At 72.8% G+C, this 18,332-nt stretch carries 15 protein-coding genes; 8 read left to right on the top strand and 7 right to left on the bottom strand.

Going from position 1 to position 18,332, the window contains the following annotated elements:
* Window positions 1-5: 5 nt before the first annotated feature.
* Together HAV40_RS26175 and HAV40_RS26170 are read right to left on the bottom strand one after the other, a co-directional pair.
* A complete protein-coding gene (locus HAV40_RS26175) occupies window positions 6-653 on the bottom strand; it encodes a response regulator (protein ID WP_166385751.1) in 648 nt (215 codons plus the stop codon).
* Complete coding sequence (locus tag HAV40_RS26170) at window positions 650-1,804, bottom strand: sensor histidine kinase (protein WP_203671912.1); 1,155 nt, start codon at window positions 1,802-1,804, stop codon at window positions 650-652. Before HAV40_RS26170 ends, HAV40_RS26175 begins: the two co-directional genes overlap by 4 nt.
* Before the next feature lie 156 nt (window positions 1,805-1,960).
* On the opposite strand from HAV40_RS26170, the gene HAV40_RS26165 reads away from it, so the two are divergent.
* The gene (locus tag HAV40_RS26165; RefSeq protein ID WP_166385749.1) at window positions 1,961-2,638 is read left to right on the top strand and encodes a DUF2306 domain-containing protein; all 678 of its coding nucleotides are present in this window, start codon (window positions 1,961-1,963) and stop codon (window positions 2,636-2,638) included.
* A gap of 126 nt (window positions 2,639-2,764) precedes the next feature.
* Here the strand turns inward: HAV40_RS26165 and HAV40_RS26160 are convergent, their stop codons facing one another.
* Window positions 2,765-5,092 (bottom strand): esterase-like activity of phytase family protein, encoded by a 2,328-nt coding sequence (locus tag HAV40_RS26160; RefSeq protein WP_239086938.1) that lies wholly within the window; start codon window positions 5,090-5,092, stop codon window positions 2,765-2,767.
* A gap of 179 nt (window positions 5,093-5,271) precedes the next feature.
* On the opposite strand from HAV40_RS26160, the gene HAV40_RS26155 reads away from it, so the two are divergent.
* The 4 genes from HAV40_RS26155 (at window position 5,272) to HAV40_RS26140 (ending at window position 8,791) form a co-directional block, all read left to right on the top strand.
* A complete protein-coding gene (locus HAV40_RS26155; protein ID WP_239086937.1) occupies window positions 5,272-6,504 on the top strand; it encodes a sensor histidine kinase in 1,233 nt (410 codons plus the stop codon).
* Window positions 6,501-7,154, top strand: coding sequence for a response regulator (locus tag HAV40_RS26150; protein WP_166385747.1), 654 nt, complete (start codon window positions 6,501-6,503; stop codon window positions 7,152-7,154). The genes HAV40_RS26155 and HAV40_RS26150 overlap by 4 nt, the downstream gene beginning before the upstream one ends.
* Window positions 7,155-7,228: 74 nt before the next feature.
* On the top strand, window positions 7,229-8,101 hold the full coding sequence (locus HAV40_RS26145) for an alpha/beta hydrolase (protein ID WP_166385745.1): 873 nt from the start codon (window positions 7,229-7,231) through the stop codon (window positions 8,099-8,101).
* A gap of 138 nt (window positions 8,102-8,239) precedes the next feature.
* Window positions 8,240-8,791 carry a DUF4142 domain-containing protein gene (locus tag HAV40_RS26140; protein ID WP_166385743.1) on the top strand — a complete coding sequence of 184 codons (552 nt, stop codon included), beginning with the start codon at window positions 8,240-8,242 and terminating at the stop codon, window positions 8,789-8,791.
* 3 nt (window positions 8,792-8,794) lie between these two features.
* On the opposite strand, the gene HAV40_RS26135 is transcribed toward HAV40_RS26140, so the two are convergent.
* Entirely contained in the window at window positions 8,795-9,628 is an 834-nt protein-coding gene (locus HAV40_RS26135; protein WP_166385741.1) for a peptidoglycan-binding protein, read from the bottom strand.
* Between the two features lie 172 nt (window positions 9,629-9,800).
* Between HAV40_RS26135 and HAV40_RS26130 the strand changes: the two genes are divergently transcribed.
* Complete coding sequence (locus HAV40_RS26130) at window positions 9,801-10,631, top strand: phosphatase PAP2 family protein (RefSeq protein WP_166385739.1); 831 nt, start codon at window positions 9,801-9,803, stop codon at window positions 10,629-10,631.
* 72 nt (window positions 10,632-10,703) lie between these two features.
* Window positions 10,704-13,979, top strand: a complete 3,276-nt coding sequence (locus HAV40_RS26125; RefSeq protein WP_166385737.1) for a DUF2961 domain-containing protein — start codon at window positions 10,704-10,706, stop codon at window positions 13,977-13,979.
* Between the two features lie 59 nt (window positions 13,980-14,038).
* Here the strand turns inward: HAV40_RS26125 and HAV40_RS38980 are convergent, their stop codons facing one another.
* The 3 genes from HAV40_RS38980 to HAV40_RS26110 form a co-directional block, all read right to left on the bottom strand.
* The gene (locus HAV40_RS38980) at window positions 14,039-15,499 is read right to left on the bottom strand and encodes an FG-GAP-like repeat-containing protein (RefSeq protein ID WP_420837239.1); all 1,461 of its coding nucleotides are present in this window, start codon (window positions 15,497-15,499) and stop codon (window positions 14,039-14,041) included.
* A gap of 284 nt (window positions 15,500-15,783) precedes the next feature.
* A complete protein-coding gene (locus HAV40_RS26115) occupies window positions 15,784-16,239 on the bottom strand; it encodes a hypothetical protein (protein ID WP_166385735.1) in 456 nt (151 codons plus the stop codon).
* Window positions 16,240-16,383: 144 nt separating this feature from the next.
* Window positions 16,384-17,445: an alanine racemase gene (locus HAV40_RS26110; protein WP_166385733.1), complete on the bottom strand. Its 1,062-nt coding sequence runs from the start codon at window positions 17,443-17,445 to the stop codon at window positions 16,384-16,386.
* 101 nt (window positions 17,446-17,546) lie between these two features.
* Between HAV40_RS26110 and HAV40_RS26105 the strand changes: the two genes are divergently transcribed.
* Complete coding sequence (locus tag HAV40_RS26105) at window positions 17,547-18,266, top strand: hypothetical protein (RefSeq protein ID WP_166385731.1); 720 nt, start codon at window positions 17,547-17,549, stop codon at window positions 18,264-18,266.
* Window positions 18,267-18,332 lie beyond the last annotated feature (66 nt).

The following is an 18,332-nucleotide window of genomic DNA, read 5'->3' as shown; positions in this document are numbered from 1 at the left end:
CGGGGTCAGCGGGTGAAGCCCGTGCGGTACGCCCAGACCACCGCCTGGGTCCGGTCGCGGGCTCCCACCTTGCCGAGCAGGCTCTTGACGTGGCTTTTCACCGTCTCCAGCGAGATGAACATCGCCCGCGCGATCTCGGCGTTCGACTTGCCCGCCGCCAGCGCCAGCAGCACCTCCGCCTCCCGCTCGGTGAGCCGGGCGGCCGAGACCGCGGCGGGGTCGGCGGGCGGGCGCCGGGCGGCGGCCTGCATCAGGCGGCGGGTGACCGCGGGCGCGATCAGCGCGTCCCCGGCCGCGACCGTGCGTATCCCGGCCACCAACTGCTCCGGCGTGGCGCGCTTGAGCAGGAACCCGTCCACTCCGGCGGCGATGGCGTCGTCGACGACCTCGTCGTGGTCGAAGGTGGTCAGCACCAGCACCCGGGGGCGCGGCGGGGGCCAGGACACGATCTCGCGGCCCGCCGACGTGCCGTCCCGCACCGGCATCCGGATGTCGAGCACGACGACGTCGGGTCGCTGCGCCCGCGCCACGGCCACGGCCTCGCGCCCGTCGGCCGCCTCACCGACCACCACGATCCCGGGTTCCGCGGCCAGCAGCGCCCGCAGCCCGCCGCGCACCAGGGCGTCGTCGTCGGCCAGCAGTACCCGGATCACGGCCGCACCGCCGCTGCCGCGGGCAGCGCGGCCCGCACCCGGAAACCGCCGTCGACGGGTCCGGCCTCAAGCAGGCCGCCCTCGAGCCGGGCGCGTTCGCGCATGTTGACCAGGCCCCGGCCTCCGGTCGGGGCGGGCAGCGGCGGTGTCTCGTTGACGACCTCCAGTACCACGGTGTCGGCGGTCTGCCCGATGTCGACGGTGATGCGCCCAGTGACGGTGTGGCGCAGCGCGTTGGTGACGGCCTCCTGCGCGATGCGGAACAGCGCGCGCTCGCCGCTGGGCGACAGCGACACGGCCGCCGGGTTGAGCACCAGCTCGCGTCCGGCGGCCCGCACCCGGTTCGCGAGGTCGGCGAGGTCGGTCAGCGCGGGTTCGGGCGTCGCGGGTTCGCCGTCGCGGTCGGGGTGCAGCACCCGCAGCAGGCGGTCCAGTTCACCGAGGGCGTCGCGGCCGACGTTCTCGATGTGCCCCAGCGCCTCCGCGGCGAACTCCGGGTTGTCAGCGAACACCCGCCTGCCCACCCCGGCCTGCATCACCATCACGTTGACGGCGTGCCCGAGCGCGTCGTGCAGTTCCCCGGCCAGGCGGTGCCGCTCGCGGGCCAGGATCCGCTCGGCCGCGTCGGCCTGTTCCCTGGCCACGGCCGCCGCCCGCAGGCGCTCGGCCTCGGCGGCGGCCCGGCGGCTGCGTGCGGCGTCGCCGGCGACGGTCGCGATCAGGAAGCACATCGCGATGCCGAAGTAGTCCAGGGTGCCGATCGCGCCGCCGTCGGCCAGCGCGAACCCGCCGACGGACAGGCTGGTCAGCGCGGCCGCCACGGCCCGCCGCCGCCAGTGTCCGCTGCCCGCGAAGCAGGTGTACAGGGCGATCCACGCCGCCCACTGGACCGTGGTGACCGCGTAGCCGAGCGCGGCGGTCAGCGGCACCAGCGCCCCTGCGACGGCGAGCACGGTCAGCGGCGCGCGGCGACGCCACAGCAGCGCCAGTGGCGCGAGCGCCCCCAGGGCGAGCCCGAGCGCGTCGGCGGGCCGGTACGGCGGGCTCACCGGCATGAACAGTCCGGCCAGGATGGAGACGAGCGCGAGTCCCACGGCCGGTCCGACGTCGGCGGTCGTGAACCGCCGGGCTGGTGCGGGGGTGACGGCCATGGCGGTCATCCTGCCCGACCGGGTGCGCCGCGCGGCAGGCACGCGGGCACAAACCCCTCGCGGGAGGGAGGCCGAACCCCTGCTCCGAGGGGCGTACCACGGTCGCGGGCCTGCCTACGCTCACCGCGTTCGATCCGCCGACCTGAAGGAGTTCCCATGGTGACGACCGGGCTGCCCACCGGCCGCCGGACGGGCCGTGTCATCGGCTTCTGGTGGTTCGCCCTGAGCGCGGTGGCCGTCGCCGCGTTCGCGGCGCTGCCCTACCTGACCGCCTCCCTGACCCGGCTCGCGGCCCAGGACACCGGTCTGGCCGCCGCGTACGCGCAGCGCCCCGGCTGGGTGCACGTCGTGCTGTATGTCCACATCGTCGGCAGCGGAGCCGCGCTGGCGGTGGCTCCGCTGCAGTTCGCGGCGCGGGTACGGACCCGGCTGCCCCGGGTGCACCGCGTCGTCGGCCGAGTCGCCGTGACCGCGATGCTGCTCGGGAGCGCCGCAGGGCTGGTGCTCGCGCCGATGAACCAGGCCGGGGCGGTCGGCACGGCCGGGTTCGGTGGACTCGCGGTGCTGTCGCTGTGGTTCGCGGCGGCGGCGCTGCTGGCCGCGCGGCGGCGGGACTTCACCGCGCACCGGCGCTGGGCTGTCCGCGCGTTCGCGCTGCTGTACGCGGGGGTGATGCTGCGGGTGTGGCTGCTCGTGCTGATGCCGGCGATGGTCGCCTGGGGTGGAGTAGCGCCGCACGACGCGTTCACGGCGGCGTACGCGTGGGTGCCGTTCCTGTGCTGGGTGCCGAACCTGGTGGTGGCGGAGTTCGTACTGCGGCGGCAGGTGCGCTGACCGAGGGTGAGGGGGCTGCGAACTGCTCCCGAATTTATCGACGGATGTAGGCAGCTGTTGTCACGGGTAGTGGCTGCCTGAGGCCGTAGTGGGCTGCGGACCCAGACACCGCAGCCCCCTCTGTCCTCAGGCCGCCGGGCGCTTGCGGCGGGTCAGGCGGAACAGTCCCGCGCCCAGGGCCAGCACCAGGAGGCCGACGCCGACGATCGTGGTGACTTTGGCGCCGGTGACGGGCAGGCCGCCGCCCTCGCCGCCGTCGGCGGGCGGGAACACGCCCGGGAACACGGTGGTCGCCTTGCCGAGGCGCAGGAACACGGTCTCGCCGGTGGCGTCGTCGATGCCGTCGTTGTCGGTGACGGCGTACACCTGCCCGTCGCCGCCGACGGTCAGGCCCTCCAGCTTGTCCTGGGTCCAGCCGTGACCGGCCCGCAGCGCGGGCAGCACGTCGGCGGCGAGCTTCTTGGTCACCGGGGTGAGCTGCGCGCCGAGCGTGGCGGGCACGTCGAACGTGTACACCTTCTTGAGCGTGGCCAGCTCGCCGCGCTGGTTGTCGCGCTCGATCACCGCGAACGTGTCCGCGTCGAGGGCCACCAGTTCGGACAGGCCGACCCACGCGCCGGTTGGTGCGGCGTCGAGCGGGTAGCCCAGCCAGGCCCAGTCGCCTTCGGTGACCCGGTAGCGGCCGATGCGGGCGGTGCCCTTCTCGCCGGTCAGCTCGCGCTGCACGGCGACCCATACGGTCTCGGTCGCGCCGGAGCCGGTGACCGCGACGCCCTCCAGGCCGTTGCTGCCGAGCTTGGCGGTGACGTCGGCGGGCAGCGCCACCTCCTGCTGCACCGCGCCCGCTGCGTCGATGCGCACCAGCTTGTTCTCCGGGCCCTTCGCGCCTTCGACGGCCAGCCAGAAGCCGCCGCCGGGCCGGGTGGCCAGGCCCTCGGCGTCCAGGGCGACGCCCTGGCCGTCCTTGGTGACGGTCAGGTCCTTGGTGATCACGGCCGGGGTCGCGGCGGTGTCGATCGCGAACAGGCGCGTCGGGGCGTACACGCTGTCGCTGACGCCCCACAGTGTGGTGGGCTCGCCCGCGGCCGGGGTGAGGCCGGACAGCGCGCCCCAGGCGATCGGCAGTCCGCCGGACTTCGCCGAGACCAGCGACGGGTACGCCGGAGCCTGCCCGAACCGCGCGATGGTGACCGCGCCGCGCAGCCCGTTGTCCGGGTCGTCGAGCTCGCTGGAGATCACGACCAGGCCCCGTGACGGCACCGCGATGACGCCCTCGGGCTCGTTGGCGGTCGGGATGATCTGCACGAACTTGGGTCGGGCCGGGTCGGTGACCTCGTACACGGCGGTGAAGTTGCCGCGCTCGGCGTTGACGAACAGGTACGGCCTGCCACCGAACACGCCCGTGGCCACGTTCTCCGGTTCCACGCCCTTGGCGTCGGAACGCTTGTCGGGGTAGACGCCGTGGGTGACGGCCAGGTGCTCCAGGCTGTTGCCCGCGTCGTAGACGACCTTGCCGCTGGTGTCGAAGACGGTCCAGCCGCGCGAGCCGCCCTCGTAGTCGCCCTCGTTGGCGGTGGCGAACCGGTCGGCGCCCAGCCAGACGACGCCGTCGGGCTCGCGCCGGGCGGTGATGGCGCCGGTCAGCGCGATGCGGTCGTCGTCTTCGGTGTCGACGGCGGAAACGGTGACCTGCCCGGCGGTGAAGTGCTTGTCGACCTTGCCTGCGGCCAGGTCGACGATGGCGAGGTGGTTGTTCTCCTGCAGCGAGACGACCGCCTTGCCCGCGCTGTTGATCGAGACGTACTCGGGCTCGGGGTCGGTCGGCGCGACCTCGGCGAGGCCGGTCAGCCCGACGGTGCGCAGCGACCAGTCGGCCACGGCGGGCTTGACGTCGACGACCGCCAGCCACCCGGCGGGTGCCTGCGGGATCTCGCCGTCGTCGACCTCCTCGTCGCGCTCGTTCTCGATGGCGATCGCGACGAACCTGCCGTCGGGCGAGACCGCGACCGAGTCGGGCTGGCCGCCCAGGTCGATGCTGCGCTTGACCGACCGGGAGGCCACGTCGACGACGAGCAACTCGCCGTCCGGGTGGGTGAGGTCCGCGCCGGTGCTGACCGCGACCAGGGCGTACTGGCCGAGCACGGCGACCGAGGTCGGCGAGCCGGGCAGGCCGAGCACGCCCGCCGGGGCGGGGGCAGCGGGGTCGGCGATGTTCACGAAGCCGATCCGGTCGCCGGACGCGTCGGTGTAGATCACGGTCTTGCCGTCGGCGCTGACCGCGGAGATCTCCGCCGACGCGGCGTCGGCGGCCGAGGTGTTCAGGTAGACCGGGAAGGTGGCGATGCGATTGAACGTCTGCGGCGTGTCGGCGGCCTGGGTGGGTCCGCTGAGCAGGAGCGACGCGACGAGACCGGCGGCACCGGCTCCCGCGAACACCCGGGTGTGAAATGACATCGTGGCTCCAAACCAAGAAATGACGTGGTCTTGGTATCGAGCACGGCTGACCGGCTGGAGTCGACCGGGACAACGCGTGGTGAACAACCACCGACGGGCGTCCCGCTACCCCGGTATGACCTGCGCATGGCTCCCGGGTATGACGACCGCCACGCGGGGCACGCCGTAGTCTTCCGCCGGTGGACAGCGTGACGCGGCGACCGGGTGGGCAGGTGCTGGGCGATCTGCGCCGGCTGCTGATCGGCGCGGACTACCCGCCGACGTCGTCGGCGGGCCCGCGGTGGGCCCGGGTCCGGCCGGTGCTGGTGCCGGTCCTGCTGCTGGCCCTGGTCGGGCTCACCAGCGCCGCCTTCGAGTACCTGTCCGACAATCGGAATCTCGCCTACGGCTGGTCGATCGCGCTGGCCACGGCGGGGACCGCGCCCGCCGCGCTGATGGCGTACCGGCCGCTGCTGGCCTGGCGGATCGGGTATGCCGCGCTGCTGTTCGGCACGACCGGGTATGCCCCGACGGAGTCGTGGCCGTGGAACCCGGTGCAGATCCTGGCGCTGCTGGCGGTGCTGTGGTTCGTCGCCCTGCGCGCCGACGCCGGGATCAGCGCCTGGTGCTGGCTGCTCAGCCTGCTGCCGGTGTGGGTGTACGTCGGCAACCCCGGCAACGCCTGGGGGGTGACCGTGCTGCTGGCCGCGATCATGCTGGTCGGTGACCAGGTCCGCCGCCGCCGCCGCAGCCAGCGCGCCCTGGCCGAGCAGGCCGAACGCAGCGAGCTGGAGCAGGCCCGCCGCGCGGTGCTGCAGGAACGCACCCGTATCGCCCGTGAGATGCACGACGTCGTCGCGCACTCCATGTCGATGATCGCGGTACGCGCCGAGACCGCCCCCTACCGCGTCGCCGAACTGACCGGTGCCGCCAAGGACGAGTTCACCGAGATCGCCGCGTCGGCGCGGACCGCGCTGGACGACATGCGCCGCCTGCTGTCGGTGCTGCGCCAGGCCGACGACCCGGCCCTGACCGCGCCGCAGCCGGGCCTGGCCGAACTCGGCCCGCTGGTCGACGACGCGCGGGCCGCCGGGGTCGACGTGCACCTGGCGATGGAGCTGCCGCTGCGGCCGGTCGGCGAGGCGGCGGCCCTGACGGCGTACCGCATCGTGCAGGAGGCGCTGGCCAACGCGACCCGGTACGCGCCCGGCGCGCGCGTCGACGTGTCCCTGGCCACCGACGAGCAGGGCCTGCGGGTCACGGTACGCAACGGGCGGCCGACCGGGCGCCCGACCCGGCCGCCCGGAGCCGGACACGGCCTGGTCGGAATGCGGGAACGGGTCGCGATCCTGGACGGTGGACTGACCGCGGCGCCGACCGGTGACGGCGGGTTCGCGGTGGCGGCGCTGCTGCCGGACGGAGGAGTGCATTGATCAAGGTCCTGATCGTCGACGACCAGGCCATGGTGCGGCAGGGATTCGGGGCGCTGCTGGCCGCCCAGCCCGACCTGGTGGTGCTCGGCGACGCGGCGGACGGGGCCGAGGGCGTGGCCGCGGCCCGCCGCCTCGACCCGGACGTGGTGCTGATGGACGTGCGCATGCCGGTGATGGACGGGCTGGAGGCCACCCGGCGGCTGGCCGGTCGCGAGCGCCCCAAGGTGATCATTCTGACCACGTTCGACCTCGACGACTACGTGTACGAGGCGCTGCGGGCCGGGGCCAGCGGTTTCCTGCTCAAGGACGCCCCGGCCGCCGACCTGATCCACGCGGTGCGGGTCGTGGCGGGCGGGGAGGCGCTGCTGGCCCCGTCGGTGACGCGGCGGCTGATCGCCGCGTTCGCGTCGCGGCCACGACCCGACCGGCCCCGGCCGGTGTCGCTGAACGGGCTGACCGCGCGGGAGACCGAGGTGCTGCGGCTGATCGCCCGGGGCATGTCCAACCAGGAGATCGCGGAACTGCTGGTGCTCGCCGAGCAGACGGTCAAGACCCACGTGAGCCGGGTGCTGGGCAAGCTGGGCCTGCGCGACCGGGCGCAGGCCGTGGTGCTGGCGTACGAGTCCGGTCTGGTCGCCGCGGGCGAGTAGTACGGCGGTAGCGGGCGCGGAATGGCTCCGTGGCGCGACGCCCGCGTGGTGGCCGGGCGCAGACCGTGGCGCTCATGCGATCCCGACTCCTGTCCGTCAGCACCGTCAGCGCGCTCGCCCTCGGACTGGTCGCCGCGCCCGCGGCAGCGCCACTGCCCGACACCGTCGACTACGCGCGGGCGGCGTCCGCGATGACCGCCGCCGGCGAGCCGTTCGCCGGGTGGGCCGCGCATGGCCGCCGGTTCCTGCTGTTCGACCCGGCCGGTGACGGATACGCCGTCGAGGTGCTGGGTGATCTGTCCACCGCGGACCGGGTGGCGGTCCTGGTGCCGGGGGTCGGCACGGTGCTGGCCGACTTCGACCGGGGGCTCGGCGGCGTCGCGCGCCGCGCGCCCGGCGTGCAGGCCCGGCAGCTGTACGCGGAGCTGCGACGCCAGGCGCCGCAGGCCCGGGTGGCGGTGGTGGCCTGGCTGGGCTACGACCCGCCCGGCGGCTGGGGCCTGGACGTGGTCACCGAGTCCAGCGCGGCGGCCGGGGCGGCGGCGCTGACCCGGTTCGTCGGGCGGCTGGCGGGTGAGCGTCCGGCGGTGGCGATCACGCTGGTCGGGCACAGTTACGGCTCGACCGTGCTGGGCCTGGCCGCGAGCGCCCTGCCGGCCCAGGTCGGTGACCTGGTCGCGATCGGCAGCCCCGGCATGGGCCACGACGACGTGAGCGACCTGGGCACTGGCGCTCGGGTCTGGGCCGCGGAGGCCCCCACCGACTGGATCCGCCGGGTGCCGGGCGTACGCGTGCTGGGCCTGGGCCACGGCACCCGGCCCGGTACGGCGGAGTTCGGCGCGCGGCCGCTGCCGACCGATGGTGTGCGCGGCCACGACGGCTACCTGGAGACCGGCAGCGCCACCCTGCCCGCGCTCGCCGAGGTCGTCCTCGGCACCCGCCCCTGATGTCTGCCCGCTTACACCCCTCGTGGTGGTATTCGCCGAGGTGGGGCAGGCCTCGTTGTTTGGGTTTCAGCTCCGGGTGGGAACTCAGGAGGGCACAGCACCGCGCCCTCGCGGTGCCCGGCGTACGGGGGTACGGCCATGAGGTTCCTGCGAAACATCTGCCTACCGGCTGCCGCGCTGGCCGCCGCGCTGCTCGCGACAGCGGGACCGGTCACGGCCGCGCCGGTCACGGCGGCACCGATCGCGCCGCAGGACGCCGCGTACCTGGCCGTCGCGCACCAGGCGAACCTGTCCGAGATCGCGGTCAACAACCTCGCGGCCACCCACCAGGGCGCTTCGGTGATCGTCGTGCAGCTCGGCGCCGAGTTCAAGGCCGACCACCAGAAGCTGGACGACGCCCTGCAGTCCGTGGCGCAGCAGCAGGGCGTCGCGCTGCCCGCCCGGATGAACACCGAGCAGCAGGCCGACTTCCAGAAGATGGTGCTGCTCGAAGGCGCACTGTTCGATCAGGCGTGGGTCCCGTCGCAGCTCAAGGCGCACGAGGCGGCGATGGCGGCGACCGAGGCCGAGATCGCCACTGGCAAGGACCCCGCGGTCGTGCAGCTCGCCAAGGACGCCCTGCCGGTCATCGCCGAGCACCACCAGCAGCTGATCAGCGCGGCGTCTGAGCTCAACGTGCTGGTCGGCTGACGGCTACGCCCGCTGGTACTGCTCCCAGGTCACCTTCGGGTCGACCACGGGGCCGTCGTCGGGGCCACGGTTGGCCAGGCCGTTGAGGCCGAGGTAGTAGTCGCCCGCCTGGTTGCGGGCCGGGGTCGACAGGTCCGTGTCGGCCAGCGCCACCGCGTGGATGTGGTACGGCCAGTTGCCCTGGGACGGATTGCGAAGCCAGGCGGCGAAACCCACCTGCCGCAGCCGCCGTACGGCCGAGGTGCGCTGGGTGCTGGTCAGGCCGTCGACGGACAGGTCGAGCGCGCCGCCGCCGTCGTGGGTGCCCGCCGACGTCGGGTCCTCCCCCGCGCTGTACGAGCCCTGCGTGATGGTGAACTGGCGGCCGAGCAGGCGTTCGGCTTCGAGCAGCATGGCCTTGGTACGCGCGTTGATCGGCACGCCCCGGAAGGTGAGCTCCGCGCCGGGCGACAGCGGGCGGACCACGGTGAACCGCTGCTCGCCGAGCCGGGTCAGCGAGGTCGGGCCGGGCAGGCCGGTGGCGTCGAGGCCGGTGTAGCCCAGCGAGCGCTGCCAGGCGGCGTACGCGTCGATGGTCTTCGTGCCGAAGTGCCCGTCGACGTACGACGCCGCGAGCAGCCCCTTGGCCTGCAGGGCGCTCTCCACGAGCAGCACGCTGTCGCGGCTGCCGGGGGTGATCGCCGAGTCGGCGCGGCGCGGGTCGATCTGCGCGGCCTTGACGACGGCTTCCATGTCGGCGGTGGGCAGTGCGGCTGAGGCGTCCGCCGTCCACAGGGCGACCGGTCCGGCCAGCGCGCACGCGAGCGCGGCTCCTGTCAGCCGTCTTCTGGTGACCATCGCGGTCCTCCCCCTCGGTGTGCAGGCCTCACGGCCCGGCTGTCGTGATCGACTGTGGCGAGGCTAGGCAGGCCCCCTACATCGGCGGTACACAGTCGCTACAGGCCGGCCCGTTGCCAGCTTTCGTTCAGCGTCCTCTGATCAAATGGCGTGCTGCGCGAGAGGAGCGGGAATGACCGGGAGCGTGCTGCTCGGGCTGGGTGTGGTGGCGGTGCTGGTGGTGGCCGCGTACGCGGTGGTGTGCGCGATGCGCCCGGCGGCCGGGTACCTCGCGGGGCGGCGCTGGACGCAGGCGTCGGACCGGCACGGGCGGGCCGCGCTGTCCTGGCTGACCGCGCGGGTGGCGGCCGAGATCGTGCTGCTGGTCATCGGCGCGGCGCTGGTGTTCACGCTCGCGTCGGTGTTCGTGGAGGTGCTGGACGCGGTCGTGGACGACGACGACCTGACGGTCATCGACCGCCCGGCCGTCGCGTGGCTGGCCGGGCATCGCACGCCGGGCCTCACCCACCTGCAGATCGCCATCACCGACCTGGGCAGCGCGGTCGCGCTGACCGTGGCCGCCGTGATCGCGGTCGCGGCCGTCGCGTGGCGTACGCGTTCCTGGTATCCGGTGGTCCTCGGGGTGCTGACGCTGGGGGTGCTGCAGCTGATCGTGTACGCGATCAAGGAGATCATCGGCCGGGACCGGCCGAACCCGCCGGACCAGGTGGTGACCGCCGCCGGTTACTCGTTCCCGTCCGGGCACAGCGCGAGTTCGCTGGTGGGGTTCGCGCTGCTGGCCTGGCTGGTGTGCATGCTGACGAGCAACCGCACCGTGTGGGCGACGGTATGGGTCGCCGCCGCGGCGGGCACGGTCCTGGTCGGACTGTCCCGGGTCTACCTCGGCGTGCACTACCCCAGCGACGTGCTCGGCGGCTGGGCGCTGGGCCTGACCTGGCTCGCCGTGATCGCCGTGGCGACCCGGGTCTGGCAGATGCGCGCCGCGTCGCGTGAAACCGCATGAAACTTTTCTCGGCGATACAGCAGCGCTCTGGAACTAATTGACATTCAAGGATGTCGAATATACGTTCCGGGAATGCACCCTCCTCACCTGCGCGCACTGATCGTCGCGGCAGTCGTTGCGCTCACTCTGACCAGCACCTCGACGCCGACAGCGGCGAAACCGCCCACCGCCGCGCCCGGCGTCGCCGCCATCGCGGACAAGGGCCCCGTCGGGTGGGACGCGTACCGGCGGCTGGACCTGCTCCCGCACCTGGCGGCCGGGACCCGTACCGCGCAGTTCTCCAGCTTCGGCCGGGACGGCTCCAACGACGACGGCTTCAGCGGGGCGTACTCCTGCCTGCGCCAGTCCGGCGGCTGCGTCCTGGCCGAGGACCGTGGCCCCGGCGAGGTCCAGTCGATCTGGTTCACCCGTGACGAGGGCAACGTCACGGCGACCGGCTGGATCCGCATCGAACTGGACGGGGTGACCGTCGTGGACACCGGGTTGCAGAACCTGGTCAACGGCAACCTCGGCGCGCCGTTCAGCTTCCCCCTGGTCACCAACGCCGACCAGACCTCCGGCGGGGTCACCGTCAAGGTGCCGATGCCGTACCGGACCTCGATGAAGATCACGACGCAGCACAATCCGCTCTTCTACCACGTGGGCTACCGCAGGTTCGCCGACGCGGCCGGGATCAGCACGTTCAGCACCGCGGACAAGGCGAACGACGTCATCACGCTGCTGCGCGCCGCGGGCACCCGCGATCCGAAACCGACCCAGACCGGGGCGGCGACCAGCAGCACCACCGTGTCGGCCCCGGCGGGCGGCCAGGTCACCGTGGCGAACCTGACCGGCCCCCGGCTGATCACGGCGCTGCGGCTGCGGGTGCCCGACGCGTCGGCGACCCCGGCGGTGCTGGCCGGGCTGCGGCTGCGGATCACCTTCGACGGGCGGCGCACCGTCGACTCGCCGATCGGCGAGTTCTTCGGCTCGGGCCTGGCCGAGAAACACGTGCGCTCACTGATGTTCGCGATGGACACCGCCGCGGGCGGCTGGTACAGCGCCTGGTGGCCGATGCCGCTGCGCAGCACCGCGACGATCGAGCTGGTCAACACCACCGGGCAGACCGTCTCCGGGATCGGCGCCGAGGTGACCTCCGCGCCGGGAGCGCAGTGGACCGACCTGCTGGCCGCCACCGGCGACGCGGGCTACTTCACCACCCGCTCGGCACGCGCCGAGACCGTCATGGGCCAGGACTGGACACTGGCCGACCAGTCCGGCCGGGGCCGCCTGGTCGGGGTCACCCAGACCATGCGCGGGCACATCACCGGCGGCAACACCCGCAACTACCTGGAGGGCGACGAGCGTATCCACGTCGACGGCTCGCCCACCCCGCAGTGGTACGGCACCGGCACCGAGGACTTCTACGAGTCCGGCTGGTACTTCAACCGGGGCGAGTACAGCGGGGTGTTCACCGGCAATCCGGCCCACCAGTTCCGGGCGGCGGGCTGCGCCGACGAGTGCGACGGGGCATACCGGCTGCTGATCGGCGACGCGGTCGCGTACACCACGGCGCTGCGGTTCGGCATCGAGCACGGGCCCGGCAACGACATGCCCGCCGACTACGGCTCGACGGCATACCTGTACACGCAGACCAGCGCCGCGTCGCGGCGCACCGACACACTGGTGACAGGCGACGCGGCCAGCCGGTCCGCGCACGCCTGGACCGACAGTGGGGCGTCGCAGTACGCGCTGGTCTCGGCGTTCGAAGGCGACGATCCGACAACGGTGTCAGGGCAGGTGCGGGCCGGTGGGACGGCGGTCGGCTTCCGGCTCGCGGTCGCGTCCGACAACCAGGGTGTACGCCTGCGCCGCACCGGCGACCAGCAGTCCCCCGGACAGCAGGCGGCAGTGACGGTCGACGGCGTGTCGGCCGGGACCTGGCTGCAGCCGCTGGGCAACGGCACACACCGGTGGCTGGCCGACGAGTTCACGCTGCCCGCCTCGCTGACGGCGGGCAAGACGGCGATCACCGTCACGCTGACCCCGGTCGCCGGTTCGCCGGCCTGGACCGCGTCCCGTTACGAGGCGCTCAGCGTGGTCAGCCCGTTCGCCGACACGGTCGCGCCGGGTCAGGTGAGCGGGCTCGCGCTCGGCGGCGGCCGCGTGCACGCCCTCGCCCTGAGCTGGGCCGCCGCCACCGACGACGTCGGCGTGGCCGGTTACCGGGTGTACGCCTCGCGCAGCTCCGACGTGGCGATCACCGCCGCCAACCTGGCGGGCACGGTGGCCGGGACCGGGTTCCGGCACGGGCCGCTGCCCGCGAGGCAGGCCTGGTACTACCGGGTCGTCGCGGTCGACGCGGCGGGCAACGCCGGGCCCGCGTCCGGGGTGGTCTCGGCGACGACCCGCGTCAAGGCCGTCGCCGACGTCAACGGCGACGGCCGCGACGACGCGCTGCGATTCACCCGAGCCGACACCAACGACGTGTTCACCGCGCTGTCCAGCGGCTCGGCGTTCACCGGCAACGCCAAGTGGCACGACTTCTTCGGCCTGCCCGGCGAGGTCCCCATGACCGGCGACGTCAACGGCGACGGCCGGGCCGACCTGATCACGTTCACCCGCGGCGACCTCGCCGACGTGTACGTGGCCCTGTCGAACGGGTCCTCGTTCGGGGCGGCCGCGAAGTGGCACGACTTCTTCGCCGTCGGCACGGAGGTCCCCGCGGTCGGCGACGTCGACGGCGACGGCCGGGCCGACATCGTCACGTTCACCCGCGGCGGGACCGGCGACGTGTACGTCGCCCTGTCCACCGGCAGCGGGTTCGGGCCGGGCGTCAAGTGGCACGAGACGTTCGCGTTCGGCACCGAGACACCGGTGCTCGGCGACGTCGACGGCGACGGGCGCGACGACATCGTCACGTTCACCGGCGGCAGCGCGGCCGACGCGTTCGTGGCGCTGTCGGACGGCACCCGGTTCGTGCAGAACGCCTGGAAGTGGCACGACCAGGTGGCGGCGGGCACCGACCTGCCCGCGCTGGCCGACGTCGACGGCGACGGGCGCGACGACGTGGTCTCGTTCAGCCGGGGCAGCACCGCGGACGTGTTCGTGTCACTGTCCGACGGCGGCCGGTTCGTGCAGACCGGGTGGAAGTGGCACGACAACTTCGCGATCGGCGCGGAGACGCCCGGCGTGGGCGACTTCGACGGCGAGGGCCGGGCCGACGTGGTCACCTACACCGGCGGCAGCGCTGCCGATGTGTACGTGTCGCTGTCCGATGGTGGGCGCTTCGTCCAGAACGGCTGGAAGTGGCACGACAGCTTCGCCACGGCCACCGACCTGCCCAGGCCGGGTCTGATCCTGTCCTGAGCGAAAGCGGAAGGGCCGCCTCCGGTGGTGCGGAGGCGGCCCTTCTTCATGCGTCGCGGTTACAGCGTCGTCTCGCCGTTGAGGCCGAAGAAGTCGTGCCACTTCGCCCCGCCCAGGAACCCGGTCCCGGTGGACAGACCCACGTACACGTCGTTGAGCGAACCCTTCGTGAACACGACGATGTCGTCCTTACCGTCACCGTTGAAGTCACCCAGGAACGGGAACTCCCCCGCCGTACAGAAGAAGTCGTTCCACTTCACCGTCGTACCCACGAACGCCGAACCGTTCGACACCGCCGCATACACATCAGCGTCGGCGTTGCACGTGAACGTCACGATGTCGTCCTTACCGTCACCGTTGACGTCACCGACCCGCGGCTGCTCCGCCCCGACCGCGAACAGGTCGTGCCACTTCAGACCCGGCCCGAACGAGCTGCCGTTCGACAGACCCACGATCACATCCGCCGCACTCGCCGGACCCTGCGTGAACGTGATCAGGTCATCCTTACCGTCACCGTTGACATCGCCCAGCGCCGGAAACTCGTTGGCCGGGGAGAAGAACTCGTGCCACTTCACGCCCGCCCCGAACGACGAACCATTCGACAGGGCCACGTACACGTCACCGTTGGTGTCGTGGGTGAACGTCACGATGTCGTCCCTGCCGTCACCGTTGACGTCACCGACCGCCGGGACCTCCGCACCAGGGGCGAACCAGTCATGCCACTTCGACGCCCCCAGGAACCCCGACCCGTTGGACAGCGCCACGTACACGTCACCTGCCGCCGTGCCGGTCGTGCCGTGGGTGAACGCGACGATGTCGTCCTTGCCGTCACCGTTGAAGTCACCGGTCAGCGGCGTCTCCCCGGTCAGGGCGAAGAAGTCGTTCCACTTCACCGACGTGCCCGCGAAACCACTGCCCGTCGACGGCGACACGTACACATCAGCCAGGGTGCCGTGCGTGAACGCGACGATGTCGTCCTTGCCGTCACCGGAGAAGTCCGTCGGCGAACCCGCGTAGTACTTCGCGCCCGCCGGTGCGCCGCCGCAGTTGTCGCTGGTCAGGTAGCGCTGGTTGTAGGAGCCGGGATACGGGGCCAGCGACACCCCGTTGATGGCGATGACCTGCCCGACGCCGTTGAGCAACTGCTCGTAGTGGATGTGCGGGCCCGACGAGTTGCCGGTCGTGCCGGTGATCCCGATCTGCTGGCCCTGCTGCACGACCGCGCCGTCGGGCACCGAGTAGGAGGTCAGGTGGAAGTAGTAGGTCTTCCAGCCGCCGCCGTGCTCGATGGCGATGTAGTTCCCGGCCCCGCTGGGCTGCGAGAACCGGTATGCCGTACCGGCGGCGGAGGCCATGACCGGAGTGCCGCCGGTGACGCCGCCGTCGGCGCGTACGAAGTCGAGGGCCTGGCGGACCTCGGCACTGTGGTGGCTGTAGGTCCAGCGCTGCCCGCACGGGAACGGGGCCTTGAAGTTGGGCGCGGCGAACGCCGCGGTGGGGGCGACGACGACCGAGGCCAGGGCGAGAAGCCCGACCAGGGCGCGGGCCAGCAAACGTGCCGATGGGGGGTGCACGATCACGTCCTCAGGGGGTGTGGAGGGATGCGACGCGTCGCCGCGCGGGCGATCAGGGCCACGGCGTCCGCCATGGCACGCACGTGATCCACACACGTCGATCGAACTCGTTGAAACTATCAACCCGTGGAATCGATTTCAAGAAAAGATTTCTTCATCGCGGCGCGAGAAAGGGCCGGACGGGCAGCAGGCCCGTCCGGCCTTTTCGATCAGGCGATCCCCCGTCTACTTCACGGGTGCCGAGGGGCAGGTGGGTCCTCGTACCGCGTCCCGAGTTGCGCCACGACGGACACGGGCAGGAACGACAGCGCAAACAGCACGGCCGCCGTGCTCGCGCTCACGTGCCCGGCGGTCGCGATCAGCAGTGTCGTGAAGAAGGTGGCCGCCCACAGGACATCGGCCACCGCGTCGGCGAACCGCAGCCAGCGCGGGGCGAAGTTCCGCCAGCCCGGGGCGTACCACATGGCATCTCGCCGCTTCAGCCGCTGCGACCAGCTGACTACCGTGGCGATCACGGCGATGGCCACCCACGCGACGGCGATGAAGCGTTCGTCCAGCCGTCGCGGGGTGCCCTCGCCGAGCAGCGCGATGCCCAGCAACCCGAGCAGGTGTAGCACGCTCACCGCGACAGTGATCTCCGCCAGCACCGACCACCAGCCCAAACGCTTGCGCAGTCGGCTCAGCACGGTGCGTCCTCTTCCGAGATCCGATTGATCATGTGGCGGAGTGTAGGAAGAGGACATCACCGGCGGCACAGCCGTTCGGGCAGGATCATCGGAAGTCGCCCCGCCGGGCCTAGCAGGTGGGCGAATCGGATGACCGAGGTTGCCTCAGGTGTTGGCTCCCCGCGCGGCGACCGCCCAGCGGTCGACGACCTCGCCGCCGGAGACGACGATCAGCTCGTCGGCGAGGTTGACGGTCGCGCACACGTGGTTCGGCACGACGCGCAGCCGGGAGCCGCGCTCGGGCAGTTCGGCGCCGGGCGGCACGGTCACCGTGGCGTGGTGTTCGGACAGGGCGGTGATGCGGGCGTCCGGCAGGTCGGGCAGGCGGCCGTGCCCGGTCGCCCAGGCGGACCGGTCGGCACCGAGCACCTTGCCGCCCGCGTCGAGGATCACGTGGTCGGCGGACCGGCTGACGACGGTCGCCACCACGGCCAGCGACACGTCCCCGAAGTCGCATACGCCGAGTTCGACCTGCTGGGCGTCGTTGAAGACGTACACCCCGGGCCGGATCTCGTTGAGCGCCGCGACGTGGCTCCACGCGGCCGTGGGCGTCGACCCGCCGCTGATCACGTCGGGTTCGAACCCGGCTGCCCGCAGCGCGTCGGCGGCCTCGACCAGTGCCACGGCCTCCTCGGCGGCGACGCCCTCGGCGAGCGCCGGGCCGTAGCCGTGGCCCGGGAACGTGAACACGCCGCGTACCCGCAGTCCGGCCTTGTCGGCGGCCAGGGCGACCGTGGCGGCGTCGGCGGGACGTACGCCGCTGCGGTGGTGGCCGCTGTCGATCTCGACCATCACCTCGATGTCGCGCCCGGCGTGCCTGGCCAGCGCCTGGGCGCTCTCGGCGGAGTCGACCCCGACGCGCACGGCGGCCCGCGCCGCGACCTCGCGCAGCCGCGCCCCCCGCGCCTGGTCCACCCACAGCGGGTACGCGATGAACAGGTCCTCGCAGCCGCCCGCGCTGAACACCTCGGCCTCGGCGACGGTCGCCACGGTCAGCCCCACTGCCCCGGCCGCGAGCTGCCTCCGGGCGATCTCCAGGCACTTGTGCGTCTTGGCGTGGGGGCGCAGTGCGAGGTCGCGTTCGCGGGTGAAGGCCGCCATCCGGGCGATGCCGCGGTCCAGCACGTCGACATCGACCGACACGTAAGGGGTGGGCAGGTGCGTCATGCCCTCATGCTGCCATCGCCCACGGGGCGCGCGCCGCTCGGCGGGCAAACGCCCGGTCGCGTCGCCGTGTAGCCGCCCGTCCGGCCGGGTATCGGCTGATCATGAGAGCACGCACCGTCCTGGCCGGACTGACGTTGACCCTGCTGGCGACCGGCTGCGCCCCCTGGCACGACGACGACGGCCCTGAGCACGGCCGCGACGGCCTCGGGCAGACGCACCTGGTCTCGGCCGCCCGGGGTGACCGCGATGCCGCCTCGCTGACCGTGGTCAGCGGCGCGACCACACTGGCCGTGCGCGCCGCGGACCTGGGTGACGACCTGTACCGGATCAGCACCCCGGACAACTCGGGCATCGCCCCCGATGTGGTGGAGTCGGGCGGCCGCTTCCAGCTGCACCTGCGTAGCACCGGCGACAACGGCCCGGCGGCGGTCGAGATCCTGCTCGACCGGCGGGTGCGCTGGGATCTGCGCTTCTCCGGCGGCGCCAACGAGACCCTGGTCGACCTCGGTGGCGGCCGGGTCGCCGGGCTGGACTTCACCGCCGGTTCGAGCCGCATCGAGACGATCCTGCCCAAGCCCGAGGGCCCGGTGACGGTCCGGATGGCGGGCGGTGCGAGCGAGCTGCTGGTACGCGCCCCGGAAGGGATTCCGGTGCGGGTCACCGCGGGCGGCGGCGCGGCGAACGTCACCGTCGACGGCAACCGCCGTTCGGGGATCGCCGGCGGCACCGTGTTCGCCCCGCCCGGCTGGGACAGCGCCGCCGACCGCTACGACGTCGACGCCGTCGCGGGCGTCTCCACCCTGACCGTCACCCGCCCCTGAACCCCGCTATCCCCCGCCCCCGCCCCCGCCCCCGCCCTCGCCTCGCGATGATCGCCGTTTCGGGTC

The sequence above is a fragment of the Catellatospora methionotrophica genome (assembly GCF_011297335.1).
Classification (GTDB): Bacteria; Actinomycetota; Actinomycetes; order Mycobacteriales; family Micromonosporaceae; genus Catellatospora; species Catellatospora methionotrophica.
Note: the sequence above shows the minus strand (reverse complement) of the source record. Positions and strands in the feature narration are given on the sequence as shown.